This is a genomic window from Cellvibrio zantedeschiae, assembly GCF_014652535.1.
GTDB classification, from domain to species: Bacteria; Pseudomonadota; Gammaproteobacteria; order Pseudomonadales; family Cellvibrionaceae; genus Cellvibrio; species Cellvibrio zantedeschiae.
The window spans coordinates 397,791-420,896 of sequence record NZ_BMYZ01000002.1 but is presented as its reverse complement, the minus strand read 5'-3'; the positions used below and the strand labels follow the sequence as shown (position 1 = coordinate 420,896).

The 23,106-nt window shown below is 43.4% G+C and carries 29 protein-coding genes and 1 pseudogene; 13 read left to right on the top strand and 17 right to left on the bottom strand.

Annotated features, from left to right (window positions below):
• The first annotated feature begins 167 nt into the window (after positions 1-167).
• On the top strand, positions 168-1,148 hold the full coding sequence (locus IE104_RS12585; protein WP_189419065.1) for a tyrosine-type recombinase/integrase: 981 nt from the start codon (positions 168-170) through the stop codon (positions 1,146-1,148).
• A gap of 233 nt (positions 1,149-1,381) precedes the next feature.
• Here IE104_RS12585 and IE104_RS12580 read toward each other — a convergent pair whose 3' ends face one another.
• From IE104_RS12580 to IE104_RS12565, 4 genes are all read right to left on the bottom strand, one after another.
• Positions 1,382-1,876 (bottom strand): carboxymuconolactone decarboxylase family protein, encoded by a 495-nt coding sequence (locus tag IE104_RS12580; protein WP_189419063.1) that lies wholly within the window; start codon positions 1,874-1,876, stop codon positions 1,382-1,384.
• Between the two features lie 103 nt (positions 1,877-1,979).
• The gene (sigJ, locus tag IE104_RS12575; RefSeq protein ID WP_189419061.1) at positions 1,980-2,900 is read right to left on the bottom strand and encodes an RNA polymerase sigma factor SigJ; all 921 of its coding nucleotides are present in this window, start codon (positions 2,898-2,900) and stop codon (positions 1,980-1,982) included.
• A 128-nt stretch (positions 2,901-3,028) separates the two neighbouring features.
• Entirely contained in the window at positions 3,029-3,523 is a 495-nt protein-coding gene (locus tag IE104_RS12570) for a VOC family protein (RefSeq protein WP_189419059.1), read from the bottom strand.
• 100 nt (positions 3,524-3,623) lie between these two features.
• Positions 3,624-3,992: a YgaP family membrane protein gene (locus IE104_RS12565; RefSeq protein ID WP_229837896.1), complete on the bottom strand. Its 369-nt coding sequence runs from the start codon at positions 3,990-3,992 to the stop codon at positions 3,624-3,626.
• A 238-nt stretch (positions 3,993-4,230) separates the two neighbouring features.
• Here IE104_RS12565 and IE104_RS12560 point away from each other — a divergent pair, with 238 nt between their 5' ends.
• A complete protein-coding gene (locus tag IE104_RS12560; RefSeq protein ID WP_189419058.1) occupies positions 4,231-4,452 on the top strand; it encodes a hypothetical protein in 222 nt (73 codons plus the stop codon).
• A 139-nt stretch (positions 4,453-4,591) separates the two neighbouring features.
• Positions 4,592-4,849 (top strand): hypothetical protein, encoded by a 258-nt coding sequence (locus tag IE104_RS12555; protein ID WP_189419056.1) that lies wholly within the window; start codon positions 4,592-4,594, stop codon positions 4,847-4,849.
• 63 nt (positions 4,850-4,912) lie between these two features.
• Here IE104_RS12555 and IE104_RS12550 read toward each other — a convergent pair whose 3' ends face one another.
• The 5 genes from IE104_RS12550 to IE104_RS12530 are packed head-to-tail and all read right to left on the bottom strand — an operon-like array spanning position 4,913 to position 8,805.
• On the bottom strand, positions 4,913-5,971 hold the full coding sequence (locus IE104_RS12550) for a serine hydrolase domain-containing protein (RefSeq protein ID WP_189419054.1): 1,059 nt from the start codon (positions 5,969-5,971) through the stop codon (positions 4,913-4,915).
• Positions 5,972-5,975: 4 nt separating this feature from the next.
• Entirely contained in the window at positions 5,976-6,839 is an 864-nt protein-coding gene (locus tag IE104_RS12545; protein ID WP_189419052.1) for a C45 family peptidase, read from the bottom strand.
• A 14-nt stretch (positions 6,840-6,853) separates the two neighbouring features.
• Positions 6,854-7,543 (bottom strand): hypothetical protein, encoded by a 690-nt coding sequence (locus tag IE104_RS12540; RefSeq protein WP_189419051.1) that lies wholly within the window; start codon positions 7,541-7,543, stop codon positions 6,854-6,856.
• On the bottom strand, positions 7,540-8,466 hold the full coding sequence (locus IE104_RS12535) for an ABC transporter ATP-binding protein (RefSeq protein ID WP_189419049.1): 927 nt from the start codon (positions 8,464-8,466) through the stop codon (positions 7,540-7,542). Before IE104_RS12535 ends, IE104_RS12540 begins: the two co-directional genes overlap by 4 nt.
• A 15-nt stretch (positions 8,467-8,481) precedes the next feature.
• Complete coding sequence (locus tag IE104_RS12530; RefSeq protein WP_189419047.1) at positions 8,482-8,805, bottom strand: GntR family transcriptional regulator; 324 nt, start codon at positions 8,803-8,805, stop codon at positions 8,482-8,484.
• A gap of 250 nt (positions 8,806-9,055) precedes the next feature.
• Here IE104_RS12530 and IE104_RS12525 point away from each other — a divergent pair, with 250 nt between their 5' ends.
• From IE104_RS12525 to xth, 3 genes are read left to right on the top strand one after another with little or no spacing between them, the layout of a single operon-like run.
• Entirely contained in the window at positions 9,056-9,271 is a 216-nt protein-coding gene (locus tag IE104_RS12525; RefSeq protein WP_189419687.1) for a hypothetical protein, read from the top strand.
• A gap of 35 nt (positions 9,272-9,306) precedes the next feature.
• The gene (locus tag IE104_RS12520; RefSeq protein ID WP_189419046.1) at positions 9,307-9,492 is read left to right on the top strand and encodes a hypothetical protein; all 186 of its coding nucleotides are present in this window, start codon (positions 9,307-9,309) and stop codon (positions 9,490-9,492) included.
• 35 nt (positions 9,493-9,527) lie between these two features.
• On the top strand, positions 9,528-10,298 hold the full coding sequence (gene xth / locus IE104_RS12515) for an exodeoxyribonuclease III (protein WP_189419044.1): 771 nt from the start codon (positions 9,528-9,530) through the stop codon (positions 10,296-10,298).
• A 13-nt stretch (positions 10,299-10,311) separates the two neighbouring features.
• Here the strand turns inward: xth and IE104_RS12510 are convergent, their stop codons facing one another.
• The 4 genes from IE104_RS12510 to IE104_RS12495 form a co-directional block, all read right to left on the bottom strand.
• On the bottom strand, positions 10,312-10,479 hold the full coding sequence (locus IE104_RS12510; protein WP_189419042.1) for a DUF2474 domain-containing protein: 168 nt from the start codon (positions 10,477-10,479) through the stop codon (positions 10,312-10,314).
• A complete protein-coding gene (gene cydB / locus IE104_RS12505; RefSeq protein WP_189419040.1) occupies positions 10,479-11,489 on the bottom strand; it encodes a cytochrome d ubiquinol oxidase subunit II in 1,011 nt (336 codons plus the stop codon). The genes IE104_RS12510 and cydB overlap by 1 nt, the downstream gene beginning before the upstream one ends.
• A 2-nt stretch (positions 11,490-11,491) precedes the next feature.
• Positions 11,492-12,943: a cytochrome ubiquinol oxidase subunit I gene (locus IE104_RS12500; RefSeq protein ID WP_189419038.1), complete on the bottom strand. Its 1,452-nt coding sequence runs from the start codon at positions 12,941-12,943 to the stop codon at positions 11,492-11,494.
• Between the two features lie 78 nt (positions 12,944-13,021).
• Entirely contained in the window at positions 13,022-15,439 is a 2,418-nt protein-coding gene (locus tag IE104_RS12495) for a catalase (RefSeq protein WP_189419036.1), read from the bottom strand.
• A 336-nt stretch (positions 15,440-15,775) separates the two neighbouring features.
• Between IE104_RS12495 and IE104_RS12490 the strand changes: the two genes are divergently transcribed.
• Positions 15,776-16,021: a hypothetical protein gene (locus IE104_RS12490; protein ID WP_189419035.1), complete on the top strand. Its 246-nt coding sequence runs from the start codon at positions 15,776-15,778 to the stop codon at positions 16,019-16,021.
• Positions 16,022-16,198: 177 nt separating this feature from the next.
• Positions 16,199-16,687, top strand: a complete 489-nt coding sequence (locus IE104_RS12485; RefSeq protein ID WP_189419033.1) for a hemerythrin domain-containing protein — start codon at positions 16,199-16,201, stop codon at positions 16,685-16,687.
• A 74-nt stretch (positions 16,688-16,761) separates the two neighbouring features.
• Here the strand turns inward: IE104_RS12485 and IE104_RS12480 are convergent, their stop codons facing one another.
• Both IE104_RS12480 and IE104_RS12475 read right to left on the bottom strand, forming a co-directional pair.
• Positions 16,762-17,145 carry a serine kinase/phosphatase gene (locus IE104_RS12480; RefSeq protein WP_189419031.1) on the bottom strand — a complete coding sequence of 128 codons (384 nt, stop codon included), beginning with the start codon at positions 17,143-17,145 and terminating at the stop codon, positions 16,762-16,764.
• A 28-nt stretch (positions 17,146-17,173) separates the two neighbouring features.
• Positions 17,174-17,971 (bottom strand): annotated as a pseudogene (locus IE104_RS12475) (SDR family NAD(P)-dependent oxidoreductase).
• A gap of 208 nt (positions 17,972-18,179) precedes the next feature.
• Between IE104_RS12475 and IE104_RS12470 the strand changes: the two are divergent.
• The 5 genes from IE104_RS12470 (at position 18,180) to IE104_RS12450 (ending at position 21,551) form a co-directional block, all read left to right on the top strand.
• Positions 18,180-18,677 (top strand): CinA family protein, encoded by a 498-nt coding sequence (locus IE104_RS12470; RefSeq protein ID WP_189419029.1) that lies wholly within the window; start codon positions 18,180-18,182, stop codon positions 18,675-18,677.
• Entirely contained in the window at positions 18,674-19,324 is a 651-nt protein-coding gene (locus IE104_RS12465) for a DUF6766 family protein (RefSeq protein ID WP_189419027.1), read from the top strand. The genes IE104_RS12470 and IE104_RS12465 overlap by 4 nt, the downstream gene beginning before the upstream one ends.
• The gene (locus IE104_RS12460) at positions 19,325-20,278 is read left to right on the top strand and encodes a TIGR03885 family FMN-dependent LLM class oxidoreductase (RefSeq protein ID WP_189419026.1); all 954 of its coding nucleotides are present in this window, start codon (positions 19,325-19,327) and stop codon (positions 20,276-20,278) included.
• A 205-nt stretch (positions 20,279-20,483) separates the two neighbouring features.
• Complete coding sequence (locus IE104_RS12455; protein WP_189419024.1) at positions 20,484-21,050, top strand: hypothetical protein; 567 nt, start codon at positions 20,484-20,486, stop codon at positions 21,048-21,050.
• Between the two features lie 3 nt (positions 21,051-21,053).
• Positions 21,054-21,551: an MOSC domain-containing protein gene (locus IE104_RS12450; RefSeq protein ID WP_189419022.1), complete on the top strand. Its 498-nt coding sequence runs from the start codon at positions 21,054-21,056 to the stop codon at positions 21,549-21,551.
• A 69-nt stretch (positions 21,552-21,620) separates the two neighbouring features.
• Here the strand turns inward: IE104_RS12450 and IE104_RS12445 are convergent, their stop codons facing one another.
• Both IE104_RS12445 and IE104_RS12440 read right to left on the bottom strand, forming a co-directional pair.
• The gene (locus IE104_RS12445; protein ID WP_189419020.1) at positions 21,621-22,142 is read right to left on the bottom strand and encodes a porin family protein; all 522 of its coding nucleotides are present in this window, start codon (positions 22,140-22,142) and stop codon (positions 21,621-21,623) included.
• Positions 22,143-22,291: 149 nt separating this feature from the next.
• A complete protein-coding gene (locus IE104_RS12440; RefSeq protein ID WP_189419019.1) occupies positions 22,292-23,053 on the bottom strand; it encodes a sulfite exporter TauE/SafE family protein in 762 nt (253 codons plus the stop codon).
• Positions 23,054-23,106 lie beyond the last annotated feature (53 nt).

Here is a 23,106-nt window from a genome sequence, read left to right as displayed (position 1 = left end):
CCTTTTTATAACATAACCGTAACATGTGACTCAGGTCACTTTTTTGGGTGTCGCCTAAGTTGTTTTTGGGTGATTTGTATAGATAATGACCGCCGCGCCAGCGAAGCACTTCACAGTGTGGGTGGTGCAACGGAAATTGGAAAAGAAATTCCAGGAAGTATTTCAGAATGAAGTTAATTGATATCGCAAAAGAATACGTTGATCTCAATGTATTTAACCCATTTACCCAATCTACAATACTAAACCGCGCCGAACTGTTCAGCGCCAGAACCGGTGTCGAGGACATTAACGACATCACGCTTGAAACTCTCGCAACTTTTAAACGAAAAACACTGCACAGCCTAAACCCCATCAAACCCGTCACATACAACGGATACCTCCGCTACCTTCGGATAGTTGGCGACTACGCTGTGGCGCAACACCTGATACAGAAAAATCTCTTCCGCGAAATTAGGCTTGCACCAGTCACTGAACCCCGTCCGAAGACAATGAGCCAAAATGAAATTTTAGATATTTGCAATTGCATTCTTTCAGGTAGAGACAGCGGCTATCGCCCAGGTTGGTTTTGGCTAACTGTTATATGCGTGTTCTACTACACCGGCATGAGGAGACGTCAATTAGTAACTTTGAGATTATCGGATCTCATCTGGTCGGACGACACAATTACAAGCATACAACTTCGCGCGGAAGGCTCAAAAACGCTTCGTGAGTGGCAAATTCCTGTACACCCACAATTAGCGAACTACCTAAAAGCATTTCTTCAGCGATCAGAGATGGAATTGAATCGCTCACTTAGACCAGATGATTATTTGTTCGAAGTATCGCGTTTCTATAAGCGCTACAAAGAACCGGTGAATGGGCGGATGAATCCGACTGCAATTACTGGCTTCTTTAAAAGGTTAAGCCGAAACACGGGGGTACCAGTTGGAGCTCACCGTTTTAGGCATACATTTGCAACGACATTATGTAATCCACCTGGTGATGGATTTCCTGATGTATTCGCAGTACAAGCAATCTTGGGCCATACCAATTTGCAAACGACACGTCGGTATGTGCAAACCAAGATGAGAAGTATGGATAATGCCTTGAGGACAATGGGCGCGCTTTTTTCTTCAGAAAAGACGACCCACTTGACAACATTGTTATAATTGAGTGATCCTAGAACGGATTCGCATAGTTATGCGATGGGAAAAGCGATACAGAGGCAGTTCTGTAAAATAACGGAACTAGAAAAAGCGACAATCTGATTTGAGCACAGCACTCATAATGCTGGGGTCGGCGGTTCAATCCCGCCTCTAGCTACCATATACAAGAAAGCCTGATTGGTTATGCCAATCAGGCTTTTTTCTTTTTCAGACTTACTTTCAATTTAAACATCAGCTCAAACAAGCCCTGCCTTATCCAATCCAAACATTTTATCGAGCGTGCCGGGTGTTGTGCGGAAGGCGACGTTTGCGCGGTTCCATGCGTTGATGCCCATGATGCGGAATACCAAAGCGGTTAATTCTTTTTCGTCAAATTGTTCGCGTGCTTTTGCGTACAACTCATCAGAAATTCCGTCGGGTGCAATTTGAGTTAAGGCTTCTGTTAAAGCCAACGCGGCGCACTCTTTGGCATTGAATAAAGGCGACTCTCTCCAGATGGATACATGATGCAAACGCAATTCGCGCTCGCCATGTAGCTTGGCCTCTTTGACGTGCATATCCAGGCAAAACGCGCAGCCATTTAGCTGCGATGCGCGAATATCTACCAAGTGCGACAAGAGTGGTTCAATGTGGCCACTTTTAACAATTGCCATACTGAATTCCTGAAGTTTTTGCAGAAGCTCAGGCAATTGAGCGGCGTAATTTAAGCGAGGTTGGGCGGTGTTACTCATAAAGCTTTTCCTGTAGATGTGAATAAATTGTTTGTGATCACACCTTTAAGACGAGACACCACCAAACCTTGTGACGTAAATTTAAAAAAATTTAAATTTTTATTTAGGTGGGCCTCAAAGCAGCTAATACGCTTTGAAGCTTATCCGGGTTGCGCTGGATATAAATAGCATCTATTCGGCCCGGTTCATTTGCAGAAAGCGATAAGGTTACCGTTTGTACCAAGTGACCTGTTGCACTATCCAGAATCAAGCAACCAGGTAACCCATTGATACGCGCTGGTTCAATATGCCACGTGCGGCTGGTGGGCAACTTGGCGAAACCAATAAATGTTTTTGCGACCAATTCACGGCCTTTTAATGGATAAGGTACAGCGTTAACTTTACCTCCTCCGTCTGAAAGCATAATCGCATCTTCGCTCAATATATTTGCAAACGCATCCAAATCCAGATTGCGCACCGCATCGTTAAAAGCAGCAAACAATCGCTCACTCTCTTCTGCCTTTACTTCGCGACGAGCATAATCGGCTTTAACATGATTGCGCGCTCGGCTGGACAATTGTCTACACGCAGATGGGCTACGTTCCAGCCGCTTTCCTATCTCCTCAAAATCCAAATCAAACACATCATGCAATAAAAAAGCGGCGCGCTCCAAGGGCGAGAGTCGTTCCAATGCAAGCATAAAAGCTACAGATACATCATGCGCAAACTCGGCCCGCTCCTCTGGGCCAAGCGACCAACCTAACTCTTGATCCAACAATGGTTCAGGTAGCCAGACACCGACATATTGCTCGCGCCGGGCAGAGGCTGATTTCAATTTATCCAAACACAAGTTAGTTACTAAACGTGAAAGATATGCCCCCGCATGTTGGATTAAGGTTTCATCAACCTCAGCCCAGCGCAGCCAGGCCTCTTGTACTATATCTTCGGCTTCACTGCGCGAGCCGAGCATGCGATAAGCCAAGGCGCGCAGGTTGCGCGAGTGTTCGCGATCATAGCGCAGGGCGCGCTCGGGAAGGGTCAACATCACTTAATCTCCAAATTCTTATAAAACTAATAATATCTTTTTGGAGACGAAACATCCTTGGTATTTGTGACATAAATATCTAAGAATTTTAAAAATCTGAGTAAATAAAATAATCAGCAAGTTTCACACTATTGATTGGAATCCTTGCGTGCAGCCTCAATTTTAGCGATATCAATTTTTGCCATTTGCATCATTGCATCAAAGGCACGCTTTGCTACTGCAGGGTCGGGATCACTTATAGCTTCAATCAATGCAACAGGTGTGATTTGCCAGGAAATACCCCACTTATCTTTACACCAACCGCATTCACTTTCTTGGCCGCCATTGCTAACAATTGCATTCCAGTAACGATCAGTTTCAGCTTGATCATTAGTTGCTACCTGGAATGAAAATGCTTCGCTGTGCTTGAATATGGGGCCACCGTTAAGCCCAATACACGGGATACCCAGCACGGTAAATTCAACCGTCAAAAGATTGCCCTTCTGCCCTGATGGATAATCGCCCGGGGCGTAATACAGCGTACCTACTGACGAGTTTGGAAAAGTCTCGGCGTAAAAACGGGCAGCTTCTTCAGCGTCGTTATTGAACCAAAGGCAAATTGTGTTTTTAGCTGGGGTTGCCATGTCTGCTCTCCATTTTAAAAATTAAGGTTAACGGATGTAATTAAAAGTTGCCAAGCCACAACAGACTATTAATGCGAAAGCGAACTACGAGGAATGCATTTTAATGCGCTACGCTCCTGCTGAATTTCATTCGTTGTGCGATAACCCAATCGACGTAAATTGGCAGCGGTGGGCACCAGCCCTGCAAGGCATGCTGCAATAGAAAAGCACCAACCACGAATGGTACAGCGAAAAATTTTCTGCTCGCGACAACGCCTAGAAGACTACTTGCAACAATTAAACTGGAGGCATTAGTTTCGAGCACCCTTTCAATATCCCACTCATTATCAAGCTCATCCAAACGCTCGGAAATTAGCTGCGGGTTGACGCGGTAAAATTGTACTGACTTAGCAATCTCTTGTTGAATTTTTGCATTAACACTTGGTGAGGTATTTTCTGACACCCGGCGATTAGTCTGTGGCAATTGCATAATCATTCTCCAAAGCGGAAGACGTTAATAAACAGGAATATTCCATTAAGCTTTGAAAAATATTTGAATACTGATCAACTGTCTGTTCGCACATTAACATATTTTATTGGAAAAAATGTAATGAGGCGACAATAGGGTGCGCTAAAACTTTAAGTAATCAACATAGTCACAAACTTGAACAGCTCAATTTGTAACGCGACTTTAGATTCAAATTTACCTGCAACTACAGGAGAATTCAATGAAGCCCTCCGCCCTACTAAACATCGCGCATCGGAGCATGGCTGCTACATTAATTATTTCTTTGATTGTGATTTACTTGATCTACGGTATAGATTTGGGATTCGCCATACCAATGCTGGTATTCCTTCACATTCTTTTTGTAATTATGGCTGCCATTTTTAAAATAAGTTATGTTGCGCGCCTTACCGCTCTAAAACAATTGGGCCGCCCAGTTCATTAATATTGAAAACTGACGCCTTAATCTTCACTATTTTTTTGCGCAATTATTTTTTATATGTGCGCTTGGGAACGGAACATATTATAAACGTTTTATAGAATCGCGGCGGCTAAGTAAGATTTTTAACGTCAGAGGAACTTCTATGAACGCGTTAATTTTTTCACAAACCGCAATTTTTCGTTTACAGCGATTGGGCAGCCAGTACTATCACTACACCGGTGAACGCCACAGGCTTGCTGAGGAAAATGGAATTTTGGATTTAATTCAAAGCAGCGCTTTAGTTCCAGATAGAAAAGTGCGTAGCGCTTATCACGCTTTTTTAATGGAACTGAACCAACCCCAAATTGATGCCTTACTGCAACGTGGAATTAAGCTACGTCACCCACATATGCTCCATTAACTAATTGCAACTTAGCTCGTCTGATTAACAGGCGAGCTAGTCATTCGAATCAATTAGAAAAAATTAATGTTGATGTAGAATCCGAATAATACGATTATAAATTATCTCCGTTATCATCCAGGAATTTCCGCCACTGGTATTCACAAACTGGATTACGACCGTATCAATATCTTTGTGATAGCGCGCGATACTCGAATAGCCTGGTAACAACCCTGTGTGTTCATATACATAGATAGAAGAGTAAATTTTTTGCTCTTCCTTATTAAGCAGTGAACCATCATTTAGCGCTCGCAAAAAAATTCCCACATCCTGCGCTGTCGCTATCATGGAACCGCCAGCACCTATATGATTTGCAGTCTTTAAATCAGGTACATAACCAATAAAATAACCGCTAACCACATCCTTCAGATCCACCTCGCTTAACAAACTAAAGGTGTGTGTTAATTTAAGCGGATCGAGAATTTCATTTTTAATATATTGGTGGTGGCTATAACCCAAGACCTTATCCAAAATCATGCCGATTAATAAATAATTGGTATTGGAATATTTATAACGGCTATCAGGATTGAAATCAGCAGGCTTATCTAAACCATATTTTAGTAATCCATCCACATCCCTTGGCAAATTAGCCCACGGAAATTTTGGATCATCAATATAATTAGGAATACCACTGCGATGCTGTAGCATCATTTTTAACGTAATCTTATCTGCGTTTTGAATTCGCCCTTTCAATTCTGGCAAATAATCCGCCAGAGTTTTATCCAAGGCCAGGCTTTTACTGCTCACAAGTTTTGCCGCAGCGGCGGCTATGTATAACTTGCTGATGCTAGCAATTTTGAACAACGCGTGCGGGTCTGCAGGTATTTTATTTTCTCTATTTTTCCAACCCGCAGAATAAAACTGAGGAGCTTGGCCTTTTTTATCTACATACACAATAACGCCATCCAAATCATAATTTACTGCCTTATCAACCTGCTCCTGAACCGTATCTGGCAAGGGCGACAGATAAGCGCAACCTGCAAGCCAGGGCACAAATAGGATCAAACAGACAATGGCAATAATGGGCATGATTATGCGAAGACTATTAATAAATGCAGATGTTTTTCGAGTGTGCGAAGCCATCTAACTAGTGCTTTTCAAGTGACGCCAGAACATCTGGCAAGGGAATTATTTTTCGCTCATGGATATTTCCCTGAACCTTTGCAAGTTCTGAGTGAACATTGAGCTTGTATGGTTTGTCGAATTTACTCTCGTAATACAAGGTGATATCTAGTGTATGCAAATCAAATACGACGGAAAAAATAGATCTGAAAGGAACAATCCAGCCGCCGCTCTGATGAGTTTTATCCAATATAGATGTCATGTACGCTTGTGTAAGAGCATTCTCGCCAGATAATTTTTTTAATTCATTGTCTGCAGCTTTGTACCTACCGGGTAAATATTTTTTAAGCCCCGCATCACGCACATTAAAATTAGCTGAAACAAGGTAGCCTTTACTTTTATCTATAGAAGTATAAGTAAGTTTTCCATCATCACCCGGATGAATGACGGCGGCATCGCCAGTACTATCAGCAAGATGGATTTGGTATGCGATGGAATTTCCCCAATCGTAAGCAAAAAATTTATCCAGCAATTCCTTGACCGTGCTTGATTCACGCATCAACGCCACCAGTGCCCATTCTTTTTGCGGAATGGCATTGGGCGCGCGACTTAGATCTTCGCTCGCAATGGCGTTTATGCTGTAACTCAGCCCCTTTTCATTAATACCCATTTGCATAACCAATGGCAAATCATCGGTTGGGGTTGCAAAAAATACAACACCGTATTTTCCTGTTGGGTCTACAATCAGGTAGGAGTTGTTAGAGGTTTGATCTTCGTTGGCAGCGAATAAAACTGTCTTACCTTGTACTGCCGTAAAAATTGTGCAGGCAGTTACATCTTTTATAAAAAGAAGCGGCACAAGTAAGAGTAAACAAATTCGCCTATTCATAGTTTTCACGCTTACTAAATGAAATCACGCTTTTTATTTTGTATGTATATTGTCATTAATATCACGAATATCGCCGCGAAGATTTGTGAAGCTATTACCGTAATAGCCGTTGAGTTCCATACACTAACCGGGCCATAAATATGATTTGCAATGGGTTTAAGGTATACAAGAATCCATAAATATGCGGACGTAGCTAATTCAAATAATAGTATTGAAATAATCGTAATACCGTGGGACTGAAATATCAGACTGGCACTGAGAATACAGATGTACGCTAGCAAAGCACCCAGAAATATCATTGTGACAAAAGGCAGTGTTCCATAAGGAAAAACACCCAGCCAAAAAGCAAAGTAAAAGGTTACACCACAGCTTAAAACCCAGAGCGCGCAAAATATTGGAAGATTTACCCATAATTTTGCCGCAGTAAATTCTTTGACAGTAACAGGAAGGCTCATAATAAACGGCTGTGTAGCTTTTACTTTTTCCATTACGATTGTTCTGAAAACTAGCACCATCCCGCAGGTAAAAAGCGGCGCCACCAACAAGACAAAAGCAAGATTAACAAAAGCCCAGTTGGGGACGCGCCCGAAGAGCACACCAACAATTGCAATGAATAAGATATTTATTGCACAAAAAATTAAAATAATTTTTCGTGTTATCAACAAATCCTTGATGACGAGCTGGGGTATTATTGAAGTACTCATCGCGCAAGCTCCATTTTTTTATTTGATTTGGCATGGTGAACATTACTCAGGAATATTTCTTCCAGCGTGAGACGCTCAATTGCATCAACCATTAAGCCTGCGCTTGTGAGCTGTTCGGGGATTGAATCTTCGTAATTATTTACCGTAAGCGTACACAGGCGACCATTTTGTTGTACGTCGGTAATATTTTGCAGTTGTGGCAACCGGTTATTGTGCATATTTGTTAAACGCAAGCGACGCCAACCATCGATAAAATCTTCTTTGTTACGCGACTCAACAACCTGACCACCGTAGATAAACGTGATGTAATCGGAGATTTGTTCTATATCCAGCGTATTGTGCGAAGAAAATAAAATTGAATGGGTTTCATCGGAAAGCGCATTCATCATTGCATCCAGCACTTCTTTTCTTACTGCTGGATCCAAACCTGTGGTTGGCTCATCAAATACCAACAGTTTGGGTCGACGCGCTAATGCCAGCAACAAAGTTGCCTTAACGCGCTGCCCGTGCGACAAACCTTTTACTTTTTGTGCTTTATTTAAATCAAAACGTTTCAGCAAATGTTTTGCGTATTCCGCATCCCAGGAATCAAAAATGGATTTAATAAAATTCATGTGAAACTCAATGGTCTCACTTTCATAAAGACGCATGTCTTCTGCAATAAAACCTATATCGCGCTTCGCCTTTAATTGCTCCGAGGGCATAGTGCGCCCCAATACGTTTACAGAGCCGCTGTCGGGAGCGATTAATCCCATCACAATGCGCAAAATAGTCGACTTGCCCGCTCCGTTTGGTCCCACCAAACCCATTACCGTACCCTGCTCAAAAGCGAGATCTACATTCTGCAACCTAAAATGCGGATAATTTTTAGTGATGCCCTTACACTCAATGGCAAGCGGTGTGGCCGCGTCAGACAAGCTCATGCGTTTAACTCCGTGTTAAAGATATTTTTTTATCATTTGCGCCAATTCGTCTTCCGTTATGGAAAGCGACTTCGCCAATTTGCCGGCTTGCTGCACGTGCTGAATTAACTCCTCCCGCTGTAGCGCATTCATATCGAGAGAATCTTTTACCCAACAACCTTTACCTTGCTGAGTAGCAATCACTCCTTCCCGCTCCAACTCCAGATAGGCTCGCTTAACCGTAATGATGCTGACTTTAGTATCTATCGCCAGCTCCCGAATGGACGGCAAGGGAGTTCCAGGCGGCCAATCGCCCACAGCAACTCGCTGCGTAATCTGCTCCATGATCTGTTGATACATGGGCCGGGTGTCGGTTTGGGAGAATAGGAATCCAAATTTCATATACACAGTATACACACTTAAATACAGAGGTCAAATATCAATCTGGAAATATGAAGTCTGCCGATAAGCATCTAAGCCAAACAAGCATTGTTCCCCTATCCGCTTAGATAAATATGCAACCTCACCTTCAACCAAAGAGTTAGGCAACGTACCGTCTTAAAAATGGCGATTACATAAAATAAAGTTTTACAACAATGGGAGAGCCGCAATGACTTATTTAGAACCCATAGCACCCAAACAAAACGCCACCGAAAAACCATACGTTGACAATGTAAATGTTAAAAACGATTTTTCGCCGGAACAAAACTTTGTGTTGTCTGAGCGAGAAGCTGAAGCAGCCAGCCCCGAAGCTATGGCAGTTTGCGGCGAAGAAGACCCTGGTGAAGGATTGGAATTTTTAGTCACGGAAGATTCAAGAACTTAAAATTTACGAAATAATCCAAACCATAAGGAGGACCTATGTCGTCCACAAAAGATACAGATTACGAGCACGCCAATGATCGCGGCAACGGCCCCAAAGAGCGAATGGAAGGCGGCGACCAAACTGACGATATCGATATTAATGACCCTGAGACGCGTGAAAAACATTTAAAGGGAATTAAATATCAGGAAAGAAAATCACAAGATAAAAAAGGCAAGCTTTAAAAATAATCTGCATAGACTTTTTATTTGTTCGCACTATGAAAATAGCAACCTACAACGTGAACGGCATTAATGCTCGTTTACCTGTTTTGTTAAACTGGCTTGAAAAATCCGAGCCCGATATAGTTTGTCTCCAAGAATTAAAGGCACCGCAAGAAAAATTTCCGGAGGCAATACTTAAAGAGCGTGGTTATGAAGCCATTTGGCACGGCCAAAAAAGTTGGAACGGTGTGGCTATTCTTTCGCGTGTAGGCAAGCCGCTGGAAGTACGACGCGGGTTGCCGGGCGACCCCGAGGATTTGCACAGCCGTTATATTGAAGCTGCTGTAAATGGAATTATTATCGGCTGCCTTTATTTGCCGAATGGCAATCCTGCACCAGGCCCTAAATTTGATTACAAACTCTTATGGTTTGAGCGCCTGAAGCGCCATGCGGCAGATTTACTTAAATCAAATACTCCTGTTGTTTTAGCTGGCGATTACAATGTTATGCCCACGGAGCTGGATGTGTATAAACCAGAACGCTGGTTAGATGACGCATTATTTCGGCCTGAAGTTCGCCAGGCTTTCCACGAATTGGTTGCGCAAGGTTGGACAGATGCTTTAAGAAAATTGCATCCAGAAGAAACCATTTATACTTTTTGGGATTATTTTCGCAACGCCTATGTACGTAACGCAGGCTTGCGCATTGACCATTTTTTATTGAGTCCGAAATTAAAAAAGCGCTTACTCGATTGCCAGGTGGATAAGGATGTGCGCGGCTGGGAAAAAAGTAGCGATCACGCTCCCGTATGGATTTTATTAAAGTAAAAATCAAAAATTTTTAGCTAGACATTCCCGCCGCTGTCATTAATTTTCTAATTGCAAACGCAACTATTCCCAGCACTACAACACTCATTGCCCAAATCCCCACCAACCATGCCACTCGGCTCCACCAGGAAAAATCCTGAGGCTCGTCATTGGGTGGAATATTTATTTTTGGTTTGTCCATTAATGGTTGTACCCCATGCCGGGTTTAATTTTCCCCCGGAATACGTAGTAGGCCCAAAAGGTGTACACCAAAATAATCGGAATAATAAAAAGTGCACCTACCAACACAAATCCCTGACTTTGCGGCGGCGCGGCCGCTTGCCAAATCGAAACTCCGGGGGGAATGATGTTAGGCCACAAGCTAATGCCCAGCCCACTGTACCCCAGAAAAACAAGGCCCAACGTAAAAACAAAAGGCCGTATGTGGTGACGATATTTAACGGAGCGTATAAGTAGGAAGGTAAATATACCCACCAACAAAGGAACCGGCGAAAACCAAAAAACATTAGGGAAACTAAACCAACGTGCGGCAATTTTTTCATCGGACAACGGCGTCCAAATACTGATCACAATAATCGTAGCAAGTAGGAGCCATGTTAAATAAATTGAAATCTTATGAGCACGCTCCTGCAATTCGCCCTCCGTTTTCAGAATAAGCCAAGTGCTGCCCAATAACGCAAACGCAACAACCAAACCAAGGCCAGTAAAAACAGAAAACCACGAAAGCCAATCCAGCGGCCCGCCAGCATAAGCGCGATCAACCACAGGCAATCCTTGAATATAGGCGCCCAAGGTTACGCCTTGAAAAAACGTGGCACAGAGCGAACCGCCAATAAATGCCTTGTCCCAAAAATGGCGTTCGTGATCCAAGGCTTTAAAACGAAATTCAAAAGCAACCCCGCGAAAAATCAAACCGATTAACATAAAAATAATAGGTAAATAAAGCGCACTTAAAATCACCGAGTAAGCAAGTGGAAATGCAGCTAACAACCCTGCCCCACCCAATACCAGCCAAGTTTCATTGCCATCCCACACGGGCGCCACCGTATGCATCATTATGTCTCGCTCTTCTTTATCCTTAAAAAAGGGAAATAAAATTCCAAGCCCTAAATCGAAGCCATCCATAACGATATACATCATGATGGAAAATAAAATGATCACGGCCCAAATGACAGAAAGCTCAACTCCCATGATCAGGTCTCCTTGTGGTCGAGTGGATTGTCTGCTGCACTGGCATCATCGCGGTCAGATTTTTTCGCTGCAGATAATGGACGCATAGGCGTGCGATTTTCACCAACACCACCAACATTCGGTTCTTTGCCTTCGTTGACTTGTGGGCCTTTTTGAATGAGTCGCAATAAATAAGCGATGCCCGTACCGAAGACAGCAAAATAAACCACAATAAAAATAATCAGCGTTAAACCTACTTGGGTAGCATCAAGGCGAGAGACTGAATCTGCCGTACGAAATACACCGTAAACCGTCCAAGGTTGTCGTCCGATTTCTGTGGTAAACCAACCCGCTAAAATGGCGATAATTCCAGCAGGCCCCATCCACATAGAGAAGTATAAAAAAGGTTTACTGATATATAAGGTTTGGCGGTAGCGCAGCCATGCGCTCCAAATGCCGAGAACAATCATTAACAATCCGAGGCCCACCATTATTCGAAATGACCAAAACACAATGGTGGAATTGGGGCGATCTTCGCGTGGAAAATCTTTTAACGCCGGAATTTTTCCATCCCAGGTGTGCGTTAAAATCAAACTGCCCAAGCGCGGCACTTCAACTTTGTAATGTACGGTTTCGGCTTCCATATCTGGCCAGCCAAATAAAATTAAAGACGTTCCCTCTTCACCTTCGTTTTCCCAATGACCTTCAATTGCAGCAAGTTTTGCGGGTTGATGTTCCAAGGTATTTAAACCGTGAAAGTCGCCAATAACAGCTTGTACAGGCGCGACCAACAGTAACATCCACATGCTCATTGAGAACATTTTTCGAATCGGTTTGCCGTCATTACCATGCAGTAGATGCCAAGCGGCAGAACCACCAACAAATAATGCTGTTGCAAGAAAAGCAGCAACGCTCATGTGCATCAAGCGATAAGGAAATGAAGGATTAAAAATAACTTTCAACCAATCGGCAGGAACTGCGCGCCCATCAACAATTTCATAACCTTGCGGTGTTTGCATCCAACTATTGGACGCGAGGATCCAGGTAGCCGATACGAGAGTGCCAAGTGCAACCATTGCGGTAGACATAAAATGTAAGCCCGGCCCAACGCGGTTCCAACCAAAAAGCATTACGCCCAGAAAACCTGCTTCCAAAAAAAATGCGGTGAGGACTTCATAAGTTAATAAAGGGCCCGTGATGCTGCCGGCGAAATCGGAAAAAAAACTCCAGTTAGTTCCAAATTGATAGGCCATTACAATTCCAGACACCACGCCCATCCCAAAATTAACGGCAAATATTTTTAGCCAGAAATGATAAAGGTCGCGGTAAACTTCGCGCTTGGTGCGCAACCAACATGCTTCAAGCACAACGAGGTAACTTGCGAGCCCTATGGTGATGGCGGGAAAAATAATGTGAAAGGAAATGGTAAAGGCGAATTGCATTCGCGCCAATTCAAGTGCAGAAAAACCAAACATATTTCCACTCCATTAACCAATCCAGTACTTGTACGTGATGCTAAAAATTAAGCTTCACATACAAGCACTGGATTGTAATTACACAATAGGTGGATCCATTTCCCTTGCAAACGAACGATGATTCGCCAAAGCATTTTTAAACTCTTCTAACCCGGCGGTTAGCTCAGCCATGCCTGCAAAAATTATGGCGGGATCATCAGTTCCATCGGGTAAGGTTTTCAAAATATCAGCCTTTGCAAATAGCTGGTCAGCTGCACCTAAAGCCAGAATAGGTTTGCAGTGTCTGTATTGTTGGCGTAAAAAATCCAAAGCGTGCGCATCTCTTGTTAACGCCTGCACAGAACTTTCTCCGGCTGCAATTACGACTGCATCGTATAAAACCGAAGGACCAGCTTCGAGGGAAATCTCTACATCCAACAGCTTCCCATCTGCGGTGGTCACTTTTCCAAGACGTGAGCCAACTATGCGAGGCACAGCGCCGTCTTCCAAAAGATCTTCATAAATTGGCGCAATACTTTCTGCATCAACACCATTTCCTACCAAAATTGCGATGCGACGTGTACGAATACGTGTTTGCCCAGGGCGCGCCAACAATGACAAGGCCGGTGAAGGTTCGTAATTTGGCGTTGGCAAATTTGTTGCCAAGGGGGCAGGCGCAGGCAAATCAATTCCTAACCCATCTGCAACGCCCTCGGCAAGTATCGGATCTACGTTGACTAATAAAGACAAGACTCGCTGGCGAATCGCCGGAAATTGCACCCGCGATAATTCAAAACGAAACGCTGCAATAATATGAAGCTGTTCTGCAACTGATTGGCTTTGCCAAAACAAACGCGCTTGCGAATAATGATCTGCAAATAATTCCGGTTTGCCGCGAACTTTATCTTCGGTAATAGTTTCGGGAAAACTGCTAAAACCGGCAATACCTGCTTGAAACGGACATCCACCTGCCAAGGAATTAGGCTCATAATTAACGCGACCACGATGAATAGCCTGACGATGAAATCCATCGCGTTGATTGTTAAAGACAGGCACTATTGGCGAATTAATTGGGATTTCGTGAAAATTGGGCCCACCTAAACGAGTGAGCTGCGTATCCAAATAGGAATGAATGCGGCCTTGCAAAAGCGGATCATTAGTAAAATCAATTCCCGGAACTATGTGCGCAGTGCAAAATGCCACCTGCTCAGTTTCTGCAAAAAAATTATCCGGGTTGCGGTTCAATGTCATTTTGCCAACTCGCGTAACAGGTACTAATTCTTCTGGCACAATTTTGGTGGGATCTAAAACATCAAACGGAAAACTATTTGCCTGTTCTTCCGTAAATAATTGCAGCCCCAACTCCCATTCTGGAAATTCGCCAGCTTCAATTGCTTCCCACAAATCACGGCGATGGAAATCTGGATCAGCACCGCTAATTTTAACGGCTTCATCCCAGACTAATGAATGTGTGCCTGCAAGCGGCGTCCAGTGGAATTTACAAAATACCGACTCGCCTGCTGCATTAACCAAGCGGAAGGTATGCACACCAAAACCTTGCATAGTGCGATAGCTGCGCGGAATAGCGCGATCTGACATTTGCCACAGCAACATGTGAGTTGACTCAGGCGTTAGCGAAACAAAATCCCAAAATGTATCATGGGCGCTTGAAGCCTGCGGCATAGCATGATGCGGTTCGGGCTTTACGGCGTGTACAACGTCAGGAAACTTCATCGCATCCTGAATAAAAAAAACGGGAATATTATTTCCCACCAAATCCCAATTGCCTTCGTCGGTGTAGAATTTCACGGCGAATCCACGGACATCACGCACAGTATCAGCAGAGCCACGCTCACCTGCCACTGTAGAAAAACGCACAAAAACCGGTGTGCGTTTTCCTGCTTCAGAAAATAAATTTGCACGTGTTATATCAGTTAAAGATTCGTAGGTTTCAAAATAGCCGTGAGCTGCGGAGCCGCGCGCATGAACAACGCGTTCAGGGATTCTCTCATGATCAAAGTGCGTTAGTTTTTCCCTTAAAATAAAATCTTCCATGGCGGTTGGGCCACGCAAGCCAATTTTTAATGAATGCTGGTTATCTGCAACGGCAACGCCCTGGTTTGTTGTCAAGACTTGATCAGAGGCATCAACCCGTACACGATCCAGGGGAGCAACCGTTGGATTCTCACCTATGATTGGTTCGCCACTACCAACTTTTTCTGACGCAATTATTTCCGAAGAAGTACTCGCTGTTGCTGATGCAGAGGCAGGCTCGGCTGTAGCACCAGTGTATGGACAGCGAGCTGCTTCGCCATATTCATTCGCTTTGTTTTCATTTGCCGGTATTGCAGCAGCCAATTTTTTACCTTCAGTTACTTTTTCCAACAGGCGAACGCCAACCGACGTTTCCGCTCCAAGACTATCTGGTGAATTATCAGTGGATGGACCGGAAACTGAACTCAATACTGAACCTGCTCCCGCTAAACTTTCTTCCAATGTCGTTTCTTGATTTGGCATGCTACAACTCCTAAATATTTGAAGAATGAAAGGATAAAAACTCATCTAAGGTTCTTATCATCTAAACCTGCATTTTCGTTAGCTATTTAGCTAAAAGCTGGAAGGAAAAAATTTAAAACGTGCGTAATCGAGCAGAAAAATTGTTGTTGTAAATACTCACCACATAATGCAAAGCAAGACACTTCATCTCTGTACGTTGGCGAACGATAACATCGGTATTTGATCGCTATGGTGGTGTTCATTATCGAAACAAAAATATAGCTATTTTTAAAATGGTTTTATTCAGTGCCATTTTTATTCGATAGTTCACAACCACAATTAACGGGCTTATATTCAATGTTCGCACAATTCATTATTGCCATTACCGGCGTAGCTGCGATATTTCTCAGCCAAACTGAAAAAATGGAATTACGAAAATATGCGTGTATTTTTGGGTTGGCAGGTCAGCCTTTTTGGTTTTACGAAAGTTTCAATGCGGAAAAATGGGGAATTTTCGGTTTGACTTTTGCTTACACCGCAGCATGGGTTAAGGGCATTCATTTATACTGGATAAATTCTGATAAAAATAAACTACCAAAATAAATATAGAAATTCTAAGGATGGAAAATATATTTGCAGACACTAAATTTTTATAAATCCTAAATACTCATATGCTTCATCTTAGTGTGTTAACGAACTGATTCCACATCCCTATATTCCTATTATGCTCACTCCACCAACTCAGGTGTCCCACTCTTGTTTATATTTTGGAGAATGACCATGGTAGCTACTGCAAAAAAATTTGAAAGCATCCGAACTTCAAAAGCAAAAGATGCAACTGCGCTACTTCGCGCGGACCACAAAGAAGTTAACGACTTATTTGATGAATATGAATCCGTTAGATCATCTGCCAAAAAGAAGGAGCTGGTATCAAAGATTTGCCTGGCACTGACCGTACATGCGCAGATAGAAGAGGAGATATTTTATCCTGCTGTAAAATTAGCATTAAAAGATAAAGAGTTAATTCCGGAAGCTGCAGTAGAACATGCGACTTTAAAAAGCCTGATCGCTCAGATTGAGGGCGTTGAACCTGACGGTGAATTGTTTGATGCAAAAGTGAAAGTATTAAGCGAATATGTTAAGCATCATGTCAAAGAAGAACAAAATGAAATATTTCCCAAAGCCAAAGAATCATCCAAACTGGATTTAATTGAATTAGGCGCGCAATTATTAGAGCGCAAAGAAGAATTAATGGCCGGACAAGCCTAATTACCACTAGCCAGGGATGGCATAGTTAGTTTTATAAAACTGCTACTGTTAATTTACATCCGACCAAAACCTATTTATGGCTCCGGCTTTCCATCCAAAGGCTTTCCATCTAAGGGTTTTACATGCGCTAATTCAGCTTCATCTAATCCATATCCTGCACCTATTTCATCGGCATCAACGATTGTTAAGTCCTCATCAGCGGGAAGATCTGCAGAAGGTTCTCTCGGCGAACAAGCACCATCTTCATTAATTAAATCTTCCGGTTCAAGATCATCCGACATATCTATAGGTTGAGTATCGTCTTCATTTATTATTTCCGTTTCAGTTGAATCCAGTTCTGGCGAAAGCTGGTTAAAGGATTGCTCTTCGTCAGTGGAAAAATCTAGCTCGTCACTCTCAACAGGAGGCTCTGAATCAGGATCGAAAGGTTCTTCGGGTATATCTTTTTGGCTTTTCATCTAATATCTCCAATCGAAACATAAACTATTAATGCGAATCGCGCGGCTCTTGTTGTTTTAACATCTGTTTCGCCACGACACTGTCAGGCGTGATATTACTCATGGCAACTTGCGCTTTATTTTTAAATCCGGAAACAACCATATCGTCGCCATCCATTAACGCGTTAAAACCGTCTAGTGCGACCTTGGCGGGGTCAGCCAATTCCGTATCAAGAATTTTTGAATCTTCCATATGTGCTTTGTTAAAAAAATCAGTATCAGTCGCGCCAGGCAATAGAGACGTTATGGTAACGCCGGTATCTGCAATCTCAGCGCGAACAGCTTCGGTAAACGAATGAACAAATGCTTTAGTACCGTGATAAACCGATTGGAATGGACCAGGAACCTTGCCCGCAATGGAAGCTACATTCAAAATTTTTCCTCTTTGCTGGTAAACCATATCGCGCAGGAACAATTTGGTAAGGACAACATAGGCGCTAATATTTAACTGAATGATATCCAACTCCTTATTGATATCCGTATCAACAAAGCGACCATACAAACCCTGGCCCGCATCATTTACCAAAATATCAACATGCTAATTTCTGGCTTTAATCTCCTCATACAATTCAAACGGACTTTGTCGTTCAAATAAATCTTTAGCGAGAGCTATTACTTTAACGCCATAGTCGGTGGAGAGTTCTACAGCGACATCTTCAAGGCGACTCGCTGTGCGAGCTACCACTATTAAGTTATATGCGTTTGCAGCAAACACTTTTGCAAGCTCATAACCAATGCCGCTTGTTGCCCCGGTAATTAGTACGTAAGTTTCAGTTTGCGGTGCCATAAGATTCTCCCGAAAAGTTTTGTAAGCCGTAAATTGCTCAATGAAATTCGACCATCAATTTAGTTCATATGACCCTAACAAGCCTGCTAGCAGAGTATCGTTCGCCAACGAACGGAACTGTTTAAGGTTGGCGCGCAATCTTTTTATATTCGGTATTTTTACATTCAACAATTAATTAAACGTCAATAAACTTTTGGAGTTTTATAAATTGAATTCAATTGAGGATGTAATTGACTTTTTATGTGAACATCGCCTTATGTTAACGACTGCTGAATCGTGCACCGCGGGAATGGTTACATCTTTATTAGCTGACGTGCCTGGTTGTGGGTCTGTTCTGGATACAGGTTTTGTTGTTTACACCGAACATGCAAAAAATCACTGTCTTGATGTGAACTTGCAAACCATAAAAACTTTTGGACTGACGAGTGAAGAGGTTGCGCGTGAAATGGCTGTTGGCGCTTTAAAACGAAGCCAATCCAATTTTTCGGTTGCGATTACGGGCACTGCCGAATCAAATGACGAACTTAATGGTGTTGTATGTTTCGCTTACGCACTTGGAGATGACACCAACAAAATTCTAAGCGAAACAATTAAATTTGATGGTGAGCGAAATCATGTTCGCTATTTGGCAGCCATGCACGCGATCCGTTCTATTCCCGAATACTACCAACGTTTTTTAAGTGGTGATGGAGATTGTATCGAATGACTAAAAATCACGGTTTCTTTAAGCGAAATGGGTTACTGATTGTTTTCTTTTTGTTTATGGCCTTGTCTTTAATCGGGCAAGCATACACGGGATACAAAGAGAACCAGGAAGAGCGCTATGAAAAACAATTAGTGCCCTTAAGCTTTAAGGAATATTTGCAATCGGGGCACTTTATCCAATCTACTTTTGAAAATTGGGAAAGTGAATTTTTGCAAATGGGGATGTACGTATTTTTTACGGTATTCCTCTACCAACAAGGTTCTGCCGAATCGAAAAGTCTTGATGAACCGGAAGAAGTTGATCGAGAACCCACCCCCCACGAAAATGCCCCTTGGCCGGTAAAAAAAGGGGGCATGTATTTAACAGTTTATAAAAATTCGTTAAGTTTGACTTTTACCGCATTATTTCTTGCATCGTTTTTTTTCCACGCCTACGGCACCATGTTGGAAATTAATGAGGAAGAACATAAATCCCTCACTCTCTTTCAAACACTCATCGAAAATCGTTTTTGGTTTGAATCACTCCAGAATTGGCAAAGCGAATTTTTATCTGTAGCTGCCATCGTTTTCTTTTCCATTTATTTACGTCAAAAAGGATCGCCAGAATCAAAACCGGTTGATGCACCGCACGACGAAACAGGTAAATAAATGGCCATCCTTTCCTATCACGCATCTCACGAACAATTTTCACCATCGGATTTACTCGCCTACGTAAAGTTGGCCGAACAAGCAGGATTTCATGGATGTCACTCATCTGACCATTTCCACCCGTGGAGTGAACGCCAGGGGCAAAGTGGTTACGTGTTTAGCTGGTTGGGCGCAGCAATGGAGGCAACGCAATTTCCGTTTAGTGTGATCACAGCACCAGGCCAGCGTTACCACCCCGCAATAGTTGCACAAGCAATTGGTACGCTTTTACAGATGTATCCAAACCGGCTTGGTATTTCTTTAGGCAGTGGTGAAGCCTTGAATGAGTGTATTACGGGAGATGCATGGCCCGAAAAACCCATTCGCAATCAACGCTTGCTGGAATGTGCACAAATTATCAAACGTTTGCTTGCTGGCGAGGAAGTGACGCACACAGGGTTAGTAAATGTGCATCGTGCAAAACTCTACACACGTCCGGCAACAACCCCATCAATTATGTGCGCGGCTTTAAGTAAGGAAACTGCGGCATGGGCTGGTAGCTGGGCCGATGGATTATTGACAACCTATCAACCTGAAGGGCGACTCGAAGAAATCATCGCAGCGTTTTGCAGTAATGGTGGAGAAGGAAAGCCTGTTCACGTGAAACTCACTTTTTCTTTTGCGCAAGATGAACAACTCGCCCACTCCGAAGCACACCATCAATGGCGATTTGATTGTATTGATAAGCTAAAGCTCGCAGAACTCAGATCAGTTGCAGACTTCGATAATGCCGCGAAGGATATTTCCCCTGAAAAGGTTGCCTCTACCATTCCCATCTCTAACAGTGTTGACCACTTCATTCGATTAATTAACAAAATTGAATCCATGGGAGTCAACCACATAGTTTTACATAACGTCGGGCGCAATCAGGAAGAATTTATTACAGCTTTTGGAAATGGACTTTTTAGGCGCTGAAATTTATGAATTATTTATTTCATAGTAATTCATCCAATATCCACTAATTAGCTTTTGGGATATGCAAGCTAACAAGCCTCGACCTGGCCAGCGCATCCCAATAGTCAAGATGTGACTTCCGACAAGCTAGCCCTCTGGAAGAAAGGAGAATCTTGCAATAAGATAGGCCCTGCACAAAACATCACCAGGGATGAAGGAGATAGATATGCAAAAATGGATTTTATGCTTGCTCTTGGGCTTAAGTGTAATTAGCAACGCCGAAGCCGCCGACTGCAGTGTTTTTCAGGACAAAATTCGCAAACTCGAAGATTTGCGCCGCCAGGGTGGCAGCCTCAAACAAATGGAGCGCTGGCGAATGCAAAGTGATGAGCTCACTAGCAAAAAAGTGCGTTGCAGTCGCGAAGGATCTATTCAGGTAGCATCGGGCAACGCAAATCCCACCAAGGCTAAAACCAGCAAAAGCGCTCGCGTGCCGAAAAGATCGCAAAAATTACGTAGCCTTGATAATGACGATCCACAAGTCCAACAACTATTAAGCACCTGCAATTATTGGATTACCGAATACAATAACAATCCTTCCTCCAATAATGTTTCATTCAGGGATACGGCCTGCCGCGCCCTGGACGAAAAACTGCGGGCAAGCGATAAACCAGCTCCGTTAGAAATTGCTAACCTGCGCAGCTTGAGGGATTGCATCAAGCCAAATAATCTTATCGACAATGACGTCCAGGAATGCCGGCAAGGCCTTCGCGATCCCATTTGGAAACATTAGCTAATGAGTCAATCCTTACACGATCTGTTTAATACGCTTCCGCAGGTTGGCCGTATCAGCTGGATAGGCATTCGGCCCGAGCGCAAAGCACCTATGATCGAACTGGCGAGCGTTGAAGCTGTTGCAGGCAAAGGTCTGGCGGGTGACCGCTACAGCAGCAAAAACGGCAAACGCCAGGTGACATTGATTCAGGGCGAACATTTGTCTGCAATTGCATCTATGCTCGGCAAGGAGTCAGTGCCACCCGAACTGTTGCGACGCAATTTGGTAGTGACGGGCATTAATTTGCTCGCACTAAAAGACAAACAATTTCGTTTAGGAGATGCCTTGCTCGAATACACAGGGTTATGTCATCCCTGTTCAGCAATGGAGGCGACTTTTGGTGCAGGCGGTTACAACGCAGTACGCGGGCACGGCGGGATTACAGCGCGAATTATCGAAGGTGGTGAAATAAAATTAGGTGCCGCGGTAAACGCAATCGTTGCATTTACTAGTTCATGAGAGGAAGAGACGCGAGGACCAACAGTATTGAGCTGGAGCGAACCTGAGCCCACCCCAGCTAAAACAAACTTAGAAGCGGTAATCTACAGTAGCGCTTACAGAGCTAAGCTTAATGTCTAGATCGTCAACGCGACTGAATTTATCTGGATACCAGGTGCCCTTCGCATTAGCCAAAACCTTATATTCAAGGTTCAAATTGAATTTTTCGCTAATCACAAAGCCAACACCGGCGCCGTAAGAAAAACCGTTGAAATTAAAATTGCCAGTTTGTGCTTCAACATCTGCGTGGGTATATCCCACCAACAAATAAGTTTTACCTACTGAGTTAGAGCTTTCAGTACGGTAGTAAATAGATTCGTAATTAGTGATCTTGCTATCGCCGCCAGAAGATGCGCCAACGCGAATTTCGCCGCCAACCCAAGGACTCAGTTTGTAGCCACCGAAAACTTCAACCGGGGACCATTTGTTGTCATCCCATGTGTTCCGGACACTGGAAACTCCACCACCTACATAAAAACCTTCAAAAGAACCGGTATCGGCATAGGAAGCTGCAGCGGAAAGAGCGAGTGCTGCTACGAGGACTTTTTTCATCTGGGATATCCTTTTAGGAAACTTTTTTAGAATATTCGTGTGTTAGGTTGATTTTACCCGCTTAAATAAGCCTATTTCAACCGAACCGCTCACAAGACAACGCTTTTGTAGCATGAGTTATAGACATTAAATGCCATCTACACAAGTTATTACCAGAGCGCCGCAACTCCTTCATAGGTCAACTTGATGCCAGCAAGCAATAAAAAGCCGTAGCTTATCCAATAAAACACCTGATCTGAAACACGATTATGGAGGTAAATCCCTAGCTGAACGCCAAGTGGTGCAAGCGGCAGCAAAATTAGTGACGTCAAAAAAGACTCCGTATTGATCTGCCCCAGCCAAGCATAAGGAATCAGCTTTATAAAGTTAATAATAGAGAAAAACAGAATTGTGGTGCCCACCAAAGCGGTTTTGGACAAATGTTGTGGCAACAAGTAAATGGCAACAGGAGGGCCACCTGCGTGGGCAATGTAGCTGACATAACCCGCAACCGTTCCCCAAAAAGTTCCGCGCACCGGGCTGGCTTTTTGCTGTTGTAAAGACTCAAGAAAATGTTTGCCCCATAAATAATGGCACACAAAATAAATGGAAAGCACGCCTACAATCAGGCGCACCATATCGGCATTCGTGACCTTAAAGGTTAACGCACCGGCGATGGTTCCGAGAATAGCGCCCGGCATTAAAATTTTAAGATTGAGTTTGTCCCAGGTACCGCGAAAACTCCACAAACTCACCGCGTCCATGCCACATAAAATTGGCAACAAAATCGCAGCCGCGAGGCGCGGGTCAATTAATAGCGAGAGGAATGGAACGGCAAGCGTGCCCAAGCCACCACCAAAACCGCCCTTGGACATTCCCACCAGTATTACGACAGGCACCGCCAGCAAATAAAAAGATAAATCTGTAATCACGTAATAAATGACCGCAATAAACGAAAAGAATCCGGAATGATACGCGCAAACGC